1 protein-coding gene is annotated in these 18,984 nt (G+C 57.3%); it reads right to left on the bottom strand.

The window, feature by feature from the left end:
• Positions 1–44 precede the first annotated feature (44 nt).
• Positions 45–18,449: a tandem-95 repeat protein gene (locus UH5x_RS11705; protein ID WP_482635752.1), complete on the bottom strand. Its 18,405-nt coding sequence runs from the start codon at positions 18,447–18,449 to the stop codon at positions 45–47.
• Positions 18,450–18,984 lie beyond the last annotated feature (535 nt).

The following is an 18,984-nucleotide window of genomic DNA, read 5'->3' as shown; positions in this document are numbered from 1 at the left end:
GCTGTTTGAGGGGCCCCGTTTGGGACCCCCCAGGTCAGCAAATTTTAATTGTGATCAATTTCTTCGGAGAAAAGATCAATCAAAGCGGAGTCAATTGCCCCATCCAAACCGATGCCGGATTCGGATTGAGACGATTCTAAGTCGTCCGCCAGTGCATTGGCCAACAATTCGGTGCGTTGCAGTTGGGCCGACTCGATGTCGAAACCAACCGAGAGCAGGTTGTCCAACGAGGTTTCAGCCGAAACCGTCAGCTCACCGGCCGGGGTTCGGTCGCTGGTGATGGCCGAGGAAACCGGCACCGCGTTGGCCGCCGTGGCATTGGTGGCCGACTGCGATGCCAACGCTTGCGTCGAGGCGAAACGGCCCATCTCAGTCGAATCCAACGATCCGGAGACAAAGGTCGTGTTGTCGCCAAGCAGCGACTCACCCTCTGGATTGCTGCCGTCGACCGAGCGAGCGTTGAGCTCGTTGATCACCTGCAGTGCATCCAACGCCGAGACACGGCCGTCACCGTTGACGTCGTAATAGTCCGGCGGTGAAGTCGGGATGCGGTCGATTGTCAAATCCGCATTTGGATCGTTCGGATCACGAAGTTCATCACGGTTGAGCAAGTTAATGACTCGCAACGCGTCAATGGCCGTGACAAAACCATCCGCGGTCACATCGAAGCGATCCGATGGGTTTTGATACGCCGATTGTCCAAAGGTGATCGTGACCGTCACTGGCGGGCTCAGTCGACCCGTGTTGTCTTGCACGCGGTAGGTGAAGCTGTCGCCGGTTGGCAACGGGTTCAGCGAGCTGGACTCCGGATTGAACGTGTAGATGAACGTCCCATCATCGTTGCCGCTGAGTGAAACCGTTCCGTAAGTCGGTTGCGTGACCGAACCCGATGCGATGCTCAAGGTCGAGTTCAAATCAGGATCGAAGTCATTTCGCAACAGCCCAAACGCAGGGTCGTTGATTTCCAAACGTCCACCCAGTGGTACCGAGTAGGCGTCTTCCACACCGGTGGGTGCGTCTTCTGCCGACAACACCTGAAGCTCAAATTGGTGGGTCGCTTGGAATTGTGAATCACGAGCGGAAAGCTCAATCGTCACCTGGCCGAACTGGTTCGGTTTCGGCGTGATTCGCATCGAGTTGCCAAAGAACTCAATCGACTGGACCAACGGATGAGCCGCGATTTGGGCGGCCGTTGGGTTCACGATCGTTCCCAGGCGAGTGACGGTGTAGGTCAACGTGTCACCATCGGGATCAAAGAAGACTTGGGTCAGGTCTTCGACCGAGACGTTGTCTTCGATGATCTGCAACGGATTCAGGCTGCCCTGCACAATCGGTGCATCCGGCGAACCGGTGACCGTGACCAAGATCGTTTGATCCGTCGTCAAACCCGAAGGATCGCGAGCGGTGATCAGGACAGGAATGCTGTCGCCGTTTTGGAACGGGACGAAATCAATGGTCAGTTCGTTGCCGTCGATCGTCGGGTTGATCACGGACGTGCCACCCGATGCGGTGACTTGATAGGTCATCGCTTCGTTGTCTGGATCGCGGAACCAAGCATTCAAGTCAAAGGTGACTTCTTCGCCTGGTTGTTTGCGTTCGTCGAAACGAATCGTTGTTTCGCCCGGAACTCCATTGACGCCAATGAATTCAGGTTGGTTGTTGACGCTGCCAACATCGATTGTCACCGTCGCGGTTGAGACGCCACCTTCCGAGTCTTGGACTTGGTAGGTGAAGCGATCCGTGCCGCTGAACTGCGAACGCGGCGTGTAGACCAGTTGGTTGCCGTCCAAGCGAACCGTGCCACCGGCTTCGGTGAAGCGGTTGTTGATGACTTGGCCGTTGACCACACGTTGGAACTGGTTGGGAACAAGGGAGATCTGTTGACCATCGTTTTGCTCGTCAATCGGACCCGCGGTGTCGTTGTTCAAGATTCCATTGGGACCATCGACATCGATGTTCAGCGGCGTGTCTTCGTCGGTGCTGTACGAATCATCCACCAAACGAGGATTGTCGTTGATCGCGTTGATCACGATGTTGACACGACCCACTGTGGCGGCGGTTGCACTGACGATGGCGCCCTCGCCGGGAGCTTCGCGGTCCGCGACCCGATAGATGAACGTGTCGGGAGTTGAACCGTTGTAGTCTTGCGGCGGTGTGTAGAGGATCGTTCGGCCACTGTCGGTGATCGCCAGCGATCCGCCCTGCGTCGTTTGGAACGCGGTCGAACCCGTGCCAGCGAACTGGAAGAACAGTTCTTGCTCACGCGGTTCGGAACCCGGTCCCGCGATGAAGTAAGGATCGATCAGATCAGTCGCTGAGAAGACGACTGGTCCCAGCGAGGTTTGATCTTCTTGGCTGACCACGTTGTCTTCGAGGATGGTTTCCGTCGTCAACACATCGCTTGGCTGAACGCCTGATTGCAAGGACGGTGCATCGTTGACTGGAGTGACCGTGATGGTCGCGGTGATTGCACGCGAGCTGACGAGTTGTCCACCAGGGTTGCCTGGCGAGACGTCCGTCGCACGCACCACAAAGGTCGCGTTTCCAGAGAAGTCCGCGTCGGCGTCGAAGGTGAAGGTGCCGTCGGCAGCGATGTTCACCACACCAGCGACACGCGTGGCGTCGTTGACGTCGTAGATCGTCTTGGAACCGACATCATCGGCGAAGATGGCAACGTCTTGTCCATCGGGATCGGTCACGGCACTGAGCAGGCCGTTGTCGTTGGCAATGGTCGGCGTCAGCGTTCCGGTTGCGTCAATCGCTTGCAACGTCGCACCTTCTGCAACGCTGTAGTTGCGGTTGGCGGCGACATCGTCAACGGTTGGCGGCAATCCTGGCAGCAACGTCACCAAATAATCTTCGACTTCGCCGGACAGAGCCAAGCCATTGGGCGACAAACCGCCCTCGGTCGAGACTCGGAACCGAGCGTAGGTCGCGCTCACTCCGCTGGTCGGTGCCGGGGACGTGTCAGGGAACTGAATCACAAATTGCCGCGTGATCTGACCGGGAGTCTCGGGGTTGCTTTCGAACTGGATGTCTTGCAACACATATTCGCCCGCGTCATCCCAGTCGCCATCGGCGTTGAAGTCGATCCAGGCCTGCAGCACGCTGCCAGGCGAAGCGGTGACCTCAATCGGCGTGATCACACCTGGGTTGATGATCCCGCCCGGGTTGGTCGTGCTGGAGAAGTTGACGCCGTCTTCATCGTTGCCGGTGAAGTTGACGACATAAATTCCGTTCTCTTGGAAGACCGAGCGTTCTGCTGGACGAAGAGGGCTTTCGTCGATGGCTCGAATAATCGCATTGGCGATGTCCTCTTCCTTGATCAGCGAGTTGCTGATGTTGCCGTTGTCGTCGAAGGCGTCGATCGAGATCGAGTAGTTGTCTTCGTCGAAGCGACCGTCGATGTCAAATTCCAATGTCGCTTGGATTCCGCCCAGCGTCAGCGTGATGGTTTCACCATCAAACAGATCCAACGAAGAGAAGTCCAACGGGTTCACGGCGATGTGAACTTCGCCGTCCACAATGGTGTTCGAGAACAATGTCGACGGCAGAGGATCGCCGGCGGCAGTCAGTGGCGAAACGTCGATGGTCAGATCGTCACCGTCCGCAGTGCGGACCGCCAAGGCGTCCGTTTCTGCATCCACACGACTGCCCAGGACAGGATTGTCGTCGCCACCAATCACGTGACGAGGCCCGTCTTCGGCCAGCGTCGTTGGGTAGCGGCCTGGAACACCTGCGACCGGATCGGGTGCATCGCCAAAGTCCAGTGCGATACCCGGCATCAAAATCGTGAACTGAGTCGAGCGATCTTCGCGGTTCGGTGCCAGCGGGTTGCCAGCCAAATCCTTGATGGCAGGCAAGTAGTAATTGCTGACCGGGCCATCAATGATCGTCGCGTTTTCAACGAACAAGGTCGAACCGCCGCGGTTCTCGGCTTCCAAAGTCGTTGTGGCGGGTTGGCCAACTTGGTTCACACTTTGCAAGGCTTGCAAAATGCTTCGTTTGACATCTTCCGAGTTGTTGTCTGGCGAGATCGGAATCGCGATCGCTCCACCAGGAACACCGACGACGTTCAACGTGGTCGCACCGGAAATGTCAACTTGCGTTCCGGGCAAGTCGTTCAAGCGGACTGTGCCAGCTTCGACATCGGCAACCGGCGTCAACTCTTGACCGGTGGCAGGATCCACTGCGAATCGAAGACCACCGCTGTTGTTGGTGATGGTCGCCGCCAAGCTTTGAGCGATCTCACCGATCGAGCTGCTGGAATTGAACGTGACAGGGATGTTGCCGGCACGGACTCCGCCACCGCCATCGCTGAGTTCGAACTCGAACGAAATGTCCACGTCGCCTTGACGCAGTCGCAGCACTTCACCGTCGGCCACGATCCCGCGGTCCACCGAGATGCCTGGTGTGCCCGGAATGAGCAAGCCTGGCAAACCGTTGTTGTCGACCCGGTCGCGATCAATGCGGCCCAGTGAAATTTGGTTGTTCGCGTTGACCGTGGCGGTCATGTCAGCAGGCGACGCGTTGATGACCGCGGCCAGGTTGGTTGCGAGTGTCGCACCGTTTTGATTGGAGTCGTAAGGCACCAAGATCGAACCGGGGACACGTGTGACATTGTTCAATCCGGTTGGCAACACAAATTGCAGGATCACATCGTTGTCTGCATCGTCTCGCAGAATCAACACGCTGCCGTTGGTGATGCTGAAGCCGCCCAAGGTTGGCATCGTCAGCAACAACGGACCAAAGACCTGAACCGTGCTGCTTTCCGTCACACCGGGTTCGCCACGAACTTCCAGCGAGCTTCCCGAGGTCACCGTGATGATGGCTGGTTGAGGAATGACGTCCTGTCCGTTGATGTTGACCGTCTCGCTGGATTCGACTTGAACCTGACCAGGAGCAACCACTCGCGAGCCGGTAGCCAATCCGTTGATCAGATCAGCGGAGTTGTTCAGGGCATCGCGAACTGCATCGGCCAAATCGCTGGCTGTGTCGGTCAAGCGGAATGGCATGCGGAAGTGATCGGGCTCGACACCGTCCGACGTGTCCAGACCGTTCTCGTCTTGCGTCACCAAGTCGAATTCCAACGTGCGTCGGACTTCGAACTCGGACGTTTCGTTCAACGCCAATCCGCCGTAGTCGGATTGGAATGTCGCCGTCACACCCGTTGGCAAGTTCAAGAACACGTATTGGTCTTGAGCCACTGGGTCAGCGGTCAAGTCGGCGTTGCGGAGCAAGCCTGCCAAGCGGCGAGCAAACTCTTCACGCGAAACCATGACGAGGGTCTCGTTTCCAACGTCATCGGTGACCGTTTCCGTGACATCCAAGACAAAGCTGCCCGGCGTCGGGATCAAATCATTTTCGGAAGCATCGATTTGGACTCGAACGCGTTCGCCTTCACTGGTTTGCAGAACAAAGACGCTGTTGTCGAGCAGGGCACCGAAGTCAGCCACGGCGAGGCCCGCGGGATAGGCCGTTCCCAGTTCAATCGAGGTGGATACCGTCGCGGGGCTTTCTGTCACGCGGATGATATCGCCATCGCTGACTGGTCGGCTGAGGCCGATGGCCGTCAACTGACCGGCACTGATGTTGACAAAGCCCGACGAAGGCAAGTTCAAGTAGACAATGTCATCGGTCACGGTTGGAACCAATCCCAGTGCCGAGCTGGACAGTGTGTCCGCGATGACCTGAGCCAATTCCAAGGATGTCAAATCGTTTGGAGCCACCGTGATCACCACGGGGACGAAGGATGGATCACTCACCGTGCCGTCTTCGGTGAATTCGAAGGTGCGAGTCACGTTGCCATTGCTGACAATGAACGTGTCGCCCACTTGAACGCCACCGAACGCGGTGCCGGCACGCGGGGTTTGCAACGCCAACGTGCGAGCGTCCTGTTCCATGCCACCGGCCGAGGTGTCGACGGTGTATCCCGAAGGAGCACCGAGGATGACACGGTCGCTATCCACCACCACTTCGACTTCGAAGTTCGGGTTGGCTGCAAGAGCCGTGTTGATCGCCGTTTCGATGTCGCGAGCGATCTGTTCACGAATCTCAAGGCGGCCCTCGGGAGTGTCGACTTGGGAATCTGGCAAGATGATCGGCGTCGCGTCGCCCAACACGGTTCCGTCACGATCGAACTCGAACACCAAGGTGTCGTTTTCGCCATCGCTGATTCGGAACGAGTCGCCATCGCTCAGTCCACCCGCGTCGATCCCGACTTCAGGAACGACCAGGGTCAGAGTTTCTGGCAAGAACAGTTGGTAACCGGATTCGAATTCAAAGACGACGGTTCCGCCATCGGAGTCCGTGATGCTGACTTGCTCACCATCACGCACTTCGCTTGGATCGGGAGCCACAATGACGCTGCGGTCACGGTTGTTCAGCGAGATGCTGTAAGCGTTTTCTTCACGCCAGACACCGGCCAGCGGAGTCAGGGTGATCAGGTTGCTGGTCTCGTCGTAATCGAAGGTGTAATCGATGCCTTCGGTCAGCATCTTCTCATTTTCGAAGACGGTGACATTGGCACCCTCAGGACGCAGGCCACTGATTGAAGCCACGACGACGGTGTCGTCATCGATTCCAATGCCAGAGAATGGGTTGGATGAGTCACCGGTGTCACGCAGTTGGATCGTGAATTTCTGCTGATTTCCGCCGGTCAATTGCAGGAAGCTTTCCGAGCCATCGCTGTCCCGGCCTTCCGCATCGTTGTCGAGCGGGTTTTGCAGGGTGGCAACGGGGCCGTTGAAGTCAGCGAGCTCGTTGGCACCGCGGTCAATGAACAAGCTTCCGCCGACACCGGATGGAGGAGCGGCCAAATCATTGTCGGCTCGCAGCACACCGTTTCCGTCACGGGTTGGGGCCAGGATGTTACTGGTTCCCAGTCCCACGCTTTCTTTGACACCACCAAACGCGTCGCGTTCGACCACCGAGCTGGCACCGCTGTCAATTGCGAGTGAGAACAAGGCGGGGATGAAGTTGTCACCATCCGCATTGACAAACAACACGTCGTTGTTGCCCAGGGTGATGTTGAAGTCATCCGTGCCCCCATTGACGTTGCTTGGCCCAGTGGGACCATCCGTCGTCAGTCCGGTGCCATTGTTGATACCGTTGATGTTCTGACGGAACAACGTGGTCGCGGGTTGGTCATGTTGGAACAGGTTGCTGGTGACAACCACTTCCGCTGGCTTGATATGCAGATCCGGATCGGTTGGGTGACTGAAACCGCGGAGTTGCGTCTCTTCGACGACAACACTTTGATTCAAGTTGGCTAAGACGTTGTTGATCAAGGTGGCACTGCTGCCCCCGGTCAACATCACGCCCGTTTCGGGGAGCAACTGATCGAGCTCGACGCCGGCTTGTGGGTCCATTCGCAGAGGAGTGGTGCCACCTTCAGGCGGAATGATCTCGATTTTGGCTGCGTTTTTGATCAGCAGATAAAGTTCGGTCGTGCCGAGACCCGAGGTCGTCGTTCCGGCAAACCCGAGACTGTTCACTTCGCTGGTTCGGTCGTGACCGAATCCGTACTGGTAATCGCTCCCAGGTCCATAAGGCATTGGGATTGAGAAGTTGAATCGATCCAGCCCGGCTGCACTGCCGGCGAGTCCGCCGAGCGCGGTGGCACTGACGCGTTGGATGGGTCCCGATACAGAACCGATGTCATCGTCGTTGGGGCCGTTCTCAAATTCATTGTTGGGCAGTGGAGGACTGGTCAACGTGGCGTTGTCCGCAACTCCCGCTCCGTTGATGGCGTTTTGCAACGCCACCATGATCTCCGGAGTGCGGAAGCCTTCGTCAGCTTGCAACGGAACGTTGACGACGGTCTCGCCATTGTCCGTCGTGCGGATGCCACCGACGCCATCGGTGAACAGGAACCGCATCGAGTTGGTGGTGTTGGCAGCCACAAAGCCGTCTTGGCGATCGGGGATCTGAGTGATCACGACCGACGTGCCAATCAGGTCAGCACCGGTTGTTCCCAGGTTGCCAGTGTTACGTCCCAAGTTTTGATCGTCGATGCTGAGGACGAAGTCACGAGCCGCGTAAGCTTCGATTGCGATCGTGTAATCGCCGGTCGTGTCGGTGCTCTTGGCACGTCCTGACAAAGCATTTGGATCGTACGCGTCGTTCCCCTGCAGGGAAACGCCGACGTAGTAGGTCCCTTTGACCGTGGCTGTGAAATCCAAGAATGGATCAACCGCACGCAGGTTGGGTTGAGTGTCGTCGGCAGTGTCAACTGGATCGTCACCCGGGTCGACGTAGGTGTCTTCCAAAGTCGGATCGGTCGCCGTTTCCAGGTGAGTCGGAGCTGCACCGGAATCGTTGGTCGCAACCACCACGCCGTTGGAATCGAACAATCGCAGGACCAAATCAGGTCCTTCGGGAATGTCGATGTCCGCGGCAAGCGTGTCAATGTCGATGCTCAGACGATCGCCGGCGAGCAATTCCACTTCGTAGAAGTCGACGTCTTGCTGGGCGGTGGTCAGAGTGTCGCCATTGCCAATCGTTCCATTGGTGATGTACGCGCCATTGTGCGATTGACCAATCTTCGTGTCACGAGCACCGCTGAGGAGGTCGTCGCCATCAACGCCGGTGGTGATCGCCGCTTGCGAGAACTGCGATTCCGTTCCGTCTTGACCATAAATCGTGTTGTTCACGATTCGCGAGAAAGGTTGTGGGGCTTCGGCCACTGCTGCCGGAGTGGCAATGAACGGGTTGCCGCCCTTCGAGAAGGAGGAGTCGAAGTAAACCCCTGACACGCCTTCCAGGAAGACCGTGGCGGTTGGGAAGGAGATGTCGCTGAGGTAGCGGTTCTCTTCCAGTTCATCACCGAACATGATCGACGGACCGATCGTTGGATGGACCAATTGAACCATGTCATTGGTCATCAAGATGCTGCCCTGGACAGCCTGGTAGATCGCCATCATCACTTCATGACGCGTGGAAGCGTAACCACGACGTGCAGCCTGAGGGACCGTGGGTGGGTTGTAGAGCGTTGTGCCCGTGTGGCGAATGTAGATCGGCACATGACCGTCGACATAACCATCACCACCAATCACACCACTGCCGCCACCCGCCACAGGGCCGCCACCGATGTCTTCAAATTCAAACGTGACTCGCGTGCCAGCAGCGTCGAGGGTCATGGTGAGGCCATCGCCAATGAAGTCACCGAAGCCGATGTCACCGAGGAAGTCGCCGCTGAAGAACGAATCAATTTGCCAAGGTTGGGTTTCACCGTCGACTTTGATCGCCGAGTAGCCCGCGCTGTCGATGGTGTTGTTGACGATGCTCACCGACGGTGCCAAACCACCGACCACCGAGTTGTTCAGTGTTGGCAGATTGCGGACTGCACCGGGCGTGGTGTTGCCAATCGGTGGTTGTTGCAAGTACGGATTTTCTTCGCCAGCGAAGAAGTCGTCGTTGTTGAACCCGAAGAAGTTCCCAAGGTCCAGAGCGAATTGCGAACGCGTTTTGATGTCCTGTGGGTCAACACCCCGTTCGCCTGGTTCACTCCAAATACCAATGGCGTGAACATCGCTGATTTTGTTCGAGTCGATGAGCACTTGGTCTTGTCGACGTTGAACGTTTTGGTCACCGAGGTATTCGGTGTAAATCGCTGGCAAGCGGAAGGATGTTCCAGCAGGAACCAGCGGATCGGCTGCGTCCGGCACATCGTCCACGCTGTCGACTTTGTAGAAGTCGCCCACCACGGCCGCGGACAAGGCGATGCGAATGTCGCTGTTTCCACCAACCGTGTCGCCCGATGAATCGGTGGCCTGGATTGGCACCAAGGCTTGCACGGCGGGCAGATTGAACGCGGTGCGCATCCGTTCGGCGACCTCGATTTGAGTGGTCGCTCCGATGATGTTGATCGGGATATTGCCAGCGACCACAGACCCGGTGCTGTTGAACTCGAATGTCACACTGCGGACGTTGTCCGACATGGAGAATGTGTCGCCGTCGTTCAGTTGCGAGGGGTGAGGAGCAACAATCGTCATCGTTTGGGCGAGGCGTTCGTTGGTGTCGAACGTGGCCGTCGGAGTCTGGGTCGTTGCCGATGTCGTCGTGGTGTATTCCTGTCCCGGACGGATCTCGAGTTGGTACTCGCCGAGGACGGTTTCCGATTGACCGATGAATCCGGTGCGTCCCGAAGCAGCACCCACCACCATCTCACCGCGTTCAGCAAAGCCGACGATGAAGTTGTCCAGGTACAGTCCTTCTGCACCGAAAACGGGACCGGTGCCGGCGGCAAGGTCGGTGTCGTATTCGAAGCGAATGATGACGTTGGTGTCGCCAGCAAATTGCCCCAAGTCCAAGCGGGCTTGGTACCAGTTGTCCAGGGTGTCCTGCTGCAACAAGGTCGCGGTGGTGCCTGCAGTCCCAGCGGCGTTGCCAGCCAATACGGTCTCGCCTTGTTGATCGCTGCGAGCGACCACACGCACTTCGTCGTTGCCGATGTCGCTGAGCAAGTAATCGAAGTACAGATGCGGTTGATCGGCATCGCTGTAACCCGATAGGTCAAATGCCACGCTGTCGAGATCGCCGCGGATTTCCGAGCGATCGAAGTACAGCGATTCGTTGTTGGGGTCACCACCGTCGACCACATGGTCTTCGACCGAAACGTTCAGTTCATAGGTGCCTTGTTGCGGACGGTCAGCGACATCCAGAGAGAATATCTGCGTGGCGGGGTCGTACGCGGTGGGTTCCGGTGAAACGGCAATGTAGTACACGCCGGCCTGCAAGAACGTTTCGATGTAGGGGTCGTCGGTGAAGATGCTCAGTGCATCGCCGATGCTGCCTTCCGCACCAGCATTGGTGGACGAAAAGGAACTCGTCGAAATCACAACGCCAAACGCATCGAGCAACTGCAACTTCAGGTCGATACTGTCGCTCTGGAAATCTTCGATGTCTGGATCGATGTCGATGCCACCGAAGCCAGGGTTCGTGTCATAAGCAAACGGAATGACACCGTTGTCAATATCCAGGATGACTCGCGAACCATCCACTGGCACGACGAATTGGTAGACGTCGACGACTTCATTGATGGTCGTTCCCAACACCTTGGTGTGAGGAAGTTGTTGCGAGGTGTTGGTGCCGAACGAGTTGCCGATATTCGGGTCGTCGTTCAAACTCCAACCGAGGTTGGCTTCCAGGTCGTCAGCGGACAGCAACGAGTTGTTTGATTCGGACTCAAACTGGACGCTGTCGGGGAACAAATTCACGTTCCGCGAACCGTTGAAGGTTTGCTTGGCGTTGTGACCGACGTCGGTTGCACGATCAAGCGTCGTCGACCAACCAAATGGCAACACGCTGGTGTCGATGAAGAACGGTTCAATCGGCGCGTCAGCGGTCGTTTGAATGTTGTTCGCGATTTGGTCGTCCACGATTCGCAGGATCGAATCGATGGGTTCCAATCGGACCAATGGGTCGGACAGCACATCAGGAGTGGTGCCTTCGCCGGTGACGGCGACATAGTACGTTCCGTCTCCACCTGGCATGGCGAGTGGACCGATGTAGGCGTCGCCCGTATCGATGCTTCCTCGCTGCAACAAATCGATTGCCGAGTCACCTACGATCGATTGGTCTTCCAAAATGTTGCTGTCGTTGCCGATCGCAACCAATCGAGGTTGGGCGTCACCCGTTTCGCCATCGGGATCGTAGAAGATCGACAGCATGGTGTCGGGACGGTTGAAGCCGTCCGCGTAATCAATGTCAAAGATCAGGGTGTCACGGCTGACCGCGCCCTGGGATCCCAGCACATCGATTTGATAGTGATCGATGTCGGCCACGGTGTCCAACGAACCACCGACGCTCAACACGCCGTTGCGGCTTTCCAGCGTGTTGCCGAGGTACTGAGCGCGTTGGCCGGGGGAATCCAGGTCCGAAACTGCGACGTCGTTGCTGGACGTGTTGCCGGCTTGCTCGTTCTCTTGAGCTTCACCGAGAAGCGGTGAGTTCGCCATCGCACCCCGCACGTGGATGCCGTTGTTGGCATAGCGAATGTCGGCGTAACGAACCATGCTGCCACTGAACTCTTGCTCTTCACGCAAGCGAACTTGGAAGCGATAGCCACCGCGAGTCAAGCCGCCAGCGGTATCGTCCGGATTGACCGCTGCACTGCGGACTCGGATGAAGTAATTCGTTGAATTGCCGATCGGACCTGGAAGCGTGATTCGCAGACCGGCATCGCGTGGATTGACGGTGTCGTAATCCATGAAGCCGTCGAAGTTGCTGTTCGCTTGCAACGAACCGGCCAAGCCTTCTGCACTGGGGTCCAAGATGGCGACTTCTGCATCGCCATTGACTTCGTCGTACGAGTTGTCGCTGCGGGCGATGACCTGTCCGTCTGGATCCAGGATCTCAACGACGGTGTCCAAGGTGAACGAAGTGTGATCCAGATCGACCCAGATCTGCGTGCCGGCTTCTCCGGTGAAGGCATAGGTGTCGATGTCGTTGGCCTGCGAAAGGAAGCCTTCGACTTCGAATCCCAGACGATTGACGTCGTCACTGAACAATTCGTTGGGAGCCAACGTGCCGAGTGCTTGTGCGGTCACGACCGAGCCATTCAAGCCGGGACTGACTTCGGATTGCAGCTCTTGTTCCAGAATGAATTCGATGTTCGTGTAGTTCGCGTTCTCTTCGAACAGAATACTTCGCCAATCATTCGATTCGGGACGGCTCGCGAAGGAATCCCCATTGGTGTCCAAGAAGGAGGTGCCGTCGGGCATCAAACCAGCACCGACGGTGTCGTCCGCCAAACTGGTCAGGACAACCGGTGATCCGGGCATGCCGATGACTTGGACCGTGCCACCGATGCGATCGTCGATGTCACCGACGGTGCCGGTGGCGGTCAGGCCCGTGCCGCTGGTGGAGCTGAACGCGGTTCCGCCACCCGACAACTTGACGACCAAGCTTTCTTCGGCCCGGCTGAACAATCGCAGTCCGCCGGTTGAGTGCAGGTTGCCGACTTCAATGCTGTCAAACAGCATGTGAACGATGTCGGTGTCATCCCAGATGCTCTCGGTGGTGAGTTCGCCACCGCGAATTTCAAGACCGCTGAGTTGCCGCTCTGAAGCAGCGCTGTTGGCCACGATTTCGTAGCGGTTCAGCCGGATCAACGGGCCGTAGTTGTCATCCAGTTCGGAGAAGTTGTCGACCGAACCGGTTTGACGGCCGAGGTCAACGATTCGCTCTGCGGTCATCGAATTGCTGTCAATGTCGATGATGCTGCCACGGTTGTCGACAAAGTCATTGCCAACAATGATCGGCTGGCTGCCACGAACATGAATGGTCGAAGGCGTCACGCCAGGCAGTCCGAAACGACCGACATCGCCAGCACCGTCTTGCCCATCGTCGTTGAATTCAAATCGCGAATTCACGATGCGAGCGTTTGCCTGTTGCAACTGCAAAGGAACGAAGCCGCGGCTTTCACCACCCGGAATCAGACTCACTCCACCGGCATAGGCGATGGTCGCCGAATCCAGACTGATGTTCGAGTTGGGACCCGCGTATATGCCGGACCAATCGCCTCGAGCAGGATCGAAGATGGTGCCCGTCGCTGCATCATTGCTGGTGTCAAAGGTGCCACCGGCACCAAAGCGGTCGTCGAGCAAGCTGGTGAAGATGATCGGGCGTTGAGCTGTGCCTTCGGCGAGCAACTGAGTGCCATGTCCCATTTCGATGCGGGCACCGTTCAGCTTGATGATCATGCCGGGATCAATCGTCAGCGATGCGTCCAAGCGACCACGGACGCCGTCCAAATCTGGGTCCAGCAGCGTGCTGTTGTCAGCGGTCTGGCTGCCGTTGTCGACAAACGTTTGGCTGGTTGCATCCAGTTGAGCGACAAAGACGTAGTCGGTCGTGCCTGGGATGCTGCGATACAAACGACGAGAAACGAAGTTGCTGACCCCGCCAATTGCTGGCAAGTTCCGCAGCTCTATCGACGAACCGCTGAGCGTCGAAGGCACGCTGAAGTCGCCGCTCGGGTCGCTTGCTTCGGATTCAAATCCGTAGACGTCGACGAACGTCATCTTGTAGTTGTAGGTGCTTTGTTCGAGATCGCCACCCAGTTGCACGTTGCCCGCTGAACTGGTCAGGTCGGGACGGATCCCGTCATCGATGCTGCCGCCAGGGGTGCCAACGATCGAGAGGTTTTCTGCCAAGTAGTGAACCACGTCGATGTCGTCGAAACGACCAGCAACAGTCAGTTCACGAGGTGGGGCGCTGGTTGTGGTTTGGACACGAATGAACAAACCATTGATGCTGTTGTCGAGCAGTTGGTTCGAGTAAATGTCTGGTCCCACGCGGTCGTAATCCGCGATGAAACGCCCGGCCACTTGATACTGAGGACCTTGGAAAGTGGTCTCTTCGAAGGTATCCGGCGAGGCGCTGATGGCTGCGTCAGCACTCAATGTGATTTCATTGAACGAAACGGTTGGACGACGACCGATCATCGTGATTGGGTTGACCAATTGTTGAACCGAATCAATCAGCAGATTGCTGCCGCCACCGTAACGGATCTCCGCGTGGCTGACGCGGTCCATGAAGATGCCTTCGTCTTCCAGCGAGCTGCGGCCTTGGACCGAGTCGAAGTCCGAGCGGAAAACAATCCCACCCCAATTGCCAGGGCCAGCGGCCGGTGAGATTCCAGCCGCCGAAGCATCAACGCCACGGTCTCGCATGCTGGTCAAAATGACGCTGCCGTTCTCGTAGGCCGCGGTCGCATCCGATGGGTCCGTCAACAGAGTCGTGATCGGGTCAAAGGCTGGATCGTTGACGTCATTGTCGGTCGACAATTCTACCAACCGTGGTGTACCAAGGACTTGCAACAGCGATCCGCTGCGGTCGACTTGCAGGCTGCTGCTGCCGACGCCAATCCGAGCGCTTCGGAACTTCAACGCAGCCCCCGCGTCGATGACCGCGGTCACCCCTTGCGGAACTTCCATGTTGCGTCCGTCTTCCAGTACCTGGCCACCGGTTTCGGTGACACCGAACTGGTAGCTGAAGTTGTCAGCTTCAGTTTCGATGTCCCCGTCGATGCCGCCGTTGCCGACGATTCGAACTTGGTCACCCGAGCGCGCCACCGAGAATGCACTGAGCACATCGTCGCTGGCAATGTTGTTGATGGGCGAATCGATGCTGCCGTCGGCTTGGGCGGCGCCCATTTTGTCGACGAAGATCGTGCGTCCATGGATTGTCATGCCACGGAAGTCGGTCGAGGTGTCGACGGAGCGTTCGCCGGTCAATTGAACCAACTCACCCGAGCCAATCAATTCGGCCGAGACGCCGGTGATGCTGGTCAGCAAATTGATGCTGGTGGCCAATTCATTTGCCAACCCGGCTGCTGGTGACCCTGCCCCAACGGTCGCGTTGTACTGAACCGTGACGCTGCCAGGAACGGTTGCGTTCTGACCGATCGGCACGAATTCGTAGACTCGGCGAACGCCGGTTCCGCTGACGATTTCAATCGTTTGGTTCGGCGTGATCGAGTTGCCGCTCAGCTCGAATTCGAGGATGCGTTCTTCAGGACGAGTTTGGAACCAGAATTGATACAAACCGCCCGGAGTGCCATCGCCATCGCCATCAAGTGGCGTGCCGGGGACTCCGACGCGATCGCCCGCGTTGGTACCATCGAGGTCCATGTCACGAAGCACGTTGACTTCATCGACGTTGGGGTCAAATTTCACCAACAGCTCGTAATCGCCCTGAGTCAGGCCACCGAAGCCACTGTCTGGAATCAACGGGTTGTACTCATCGTTGCCGCTGGCTGCGACTCCGATGTAATAGGTGCCCGCACCCAGCGACGCGGTCAGGTAGGAATCTTCGCTGAAGTAGTCGTCGTTCCGGCTGAGTTGTTCCAGGCCGCCGCCACTGAGGCTGATCGGCGAGAAATCGAGCACTTCATTTGGACGCGAAATGTCGGTGGATGCATCGCCTTCGACCAAGCGTGCTTCGACCAAGGAAGATGCAAACGGATCGTTGTTGATCGCATCAATCAACGATGAGACTGGCACGGCACCGACGCTGCTGCGTCGTGGCACGTCCAATAAAATCACGTTGTCGAGCAATTGTCCGTCGTCACCGGTTTGACGCAGCACTCGCACTGCATCGTCGTTGGCGGCACGGTCGCTTTGTACGAACTCGATTCGAGTTTGGTTGCCTTCGGCACCTGCGGCGACAGCCACGAATTCAACGTTGAGTGTCGGGCCGATGTCGAAGTCCGAAATCGCTGATGCGGGGACTTCTTGGAACAAGGTCAACGTTGTGTCGAGCAGGCTGGACTGAGCCAAGCGTTCGGCGAACGTTTCAACAGTCAACGTGCCCAAGCGATCGGCATCGTTCAGGTTGACCTCGAACCGGTACATGTCGATATCAACACTGTCGGGTTGATACAGGTACTGGCCATGCAACACGTCGGCATTGCCTGGGAAGACAGGTTCCAGGTCGTTCAGATCCGCTTCTGTGGTTGGGTTGATCGTGTCGTTGAGGAATTCAAACGATCCGCTGAGCAACGTTTCCGGTGGCAATTCAGGTGCGAATTCCAAGCCCAGCAACAGACCCACGCCAGCAGCCGCTTTGCGGGTGAAATCTTCGGCATACGCGGTGCCAAAGGTGACTTGGTTGCTGAACACAATCGCTGGGTCAGCGAAGGTTTCATCCACGCGAACATTCGCGTTGATCACACTGAAGTTGACCGAGGTCGCCAAGCGAGCGTTGTCGCCCACGGCAAAGGTGATGCCTTCGGAAACGGTTTCGCGGAACTGCACCCCGATCTTGGCTGACCAGAGGTCGAGCACTTCCCGAATGCGTTCCTTTTGACGATCCGTGATCTGGTTGCTGAAGGTCGTGCCGCCCGTGGAGGCAACCTGGGATTCAAAGTTGTAAGCAATCTCGGTGATGCCATCGACCGAGTCGGCACCAAACAACGGATTGAGGTGACCTTGGAAAGCAGTGTCGACTTCGCGGTGACCTGGATCGTCGTTCCCGCCGGGAAGATCCAAGTCAAACGGCATTGGCGAAATGGATTCTTGAATCAAGACGCTCGTCAGCTCACCGGTGGAACCGAGTTCGCCGAGGTTGTAAGCGGTGGTCAGAGTGCCGCCCAAGCCAACCAGGTTGAAGTCGCTTTTGTTGGTCAAGCTCAATGGCAATGCGAGCGAACCGAAGCTGTTGGGATCGACTTCGATCAAGCCAGCGACTGAGGGGGTGCTGGCGACGGCAACTCGCAAGTCGTTGACAGTTGGTGTGGATCCACCAAAGTCGACCACGACGCGACCGTTGGCGTCCAAACTGATTGCCAATCCACCGGCGGCTGAGTCGACGAAAGTCACCGCGCGTTCGGGTTGATCTTCGCCGAGCAGCAACGAGCGAATCAAGAACTCACTGCCGCTGTTGTCCAGGCCGACGCTGGTGAACGGACGAGGAATGACTTGGGCGGGTTGCAGTTGCAGTTCCGCGGAACTGCTGATGGCAGTCCCGATTCGCAAACGGAACGTGCCACCGCCGACAGGAACGGCAAAGCTCTCTTTGAAAGCGTCCAGGTTCGCTTGGGCTTCGGCCACCGAAGGTGTGCCGGCGACCAATGCGGCCTCGAGTTGTGCCAGTTGCGATGAATCCTGTGCGGTGAGAACGGCTTGTTCAAACGCCAAGTCGTTGATGTCATCGGTGTCGAAGAACAGTCGCGCGGTGAAGGTCTCGGTGTCGTAAACCACTTTCGTGGGTTGGTAAACCACATCGTCGGTGGTGCGGACTGTGTCTTGGGTCAGCAGCAACTGATAGAAACGCGGGTTCTCAGCCGATCGCGTGGTCGGGTTTCCGTTGGCGTCGTTCTCGACGAACAAGGGATCTTCGTTGAAGTAGACGACGATCTCATTGCGGTTCTGCGTCAGGCTGCCATCCGCGTTGCGAACGACTGGTTGAGGCACGACCGATTCGATCAAGGCACCCAGGTCGAGATCGAAGTTGATCGTCTGAACGCGTTCGCCTGCTTCGTCAGGAACAAACAGTTCCCCGTTCAGGTTGCGAATGCCGACGATGTCTTCGTCTGGATTGTCATAACCAAACAGTTTGATTTGGTAGTCATCGTCCGGCAGGTTTTCGGCAAAGCGAACGACGATCTCGTTTTCATTGGGATCGCCCAAGGAAATCGAGCCGGGTTCGACCACGACCTTCTCGTTGAAGTCGCCGTCGCCGCCGGCGCGACTGATTTCGATGCCGCCCAAGGTTGTCGGGTCGATCTGTTGCGTTTCGTCGAAACGGAACGTCAACACTCGAGGTGCCGTTTGACGGACCGCGCCATCGTCGATCAGGTCGCCCTCGTTGGGTTGCACCCCAATGAGTTGCGGCCCGGCCAGCAATTGGCGAGCTTCGAGCGTTTCGACCAAATGACGTCGACGCTGTTGGCGACTTTCGCCGCCACGCTTGGACGTTTTGGACCGACGACGAGCTGGCACCGCTGGCGCACGATCGTGGGAGGAAGCATTTTCCGTGGACGGAGACACTGTGTTTCGCTGACGCGAGGTCATAGACCGAACCTTCTAGGCAGACCAGAGATTGAGTCTTGGTTGGCTTCCGAAACAGCCAATTTCCAACCCAATCCGCCGAACTTGATGTGAATCTCGGAGCTCCAATTGGCCGCGGAATTGCGGACAATCAGAGATCAGTCGTGGATGACAAGGTTGATCTCGCGGCGTTGCTTGGAATCGCTCAGACAGCAATGTCCGGCAATTCAGGCGCAGCTCGCGCGATCAGTCCGCCGAGTATAGTTGGGGTAAATAACGTCGCAAATTTTTGCGGCATCGCTACTTACCGCAGCGTTCACTCGTCGGACAAATGCGCCAATTGCACCGGTTTTGATGGCGAAATCGACCCGAGCGGTTCACCCACAAGAGGGGGCGGGAACGTTGGGTTAGAGGTCTCGCGGCTCACATCCGTCACAATCGACACATTCTTGCGTCAGGTTGGACGTTGGACTTGCGAAAAAGTTCC

The sequence above is a fragment of the Rhodopirellula sp. UH5 genome (assembly GCF_056839225.1).
The sequence above is the reverse complement of the archived record's forward strand: the minus strand, read 5'-3'. Positions and strand labels throughout refer to the sequence as shown.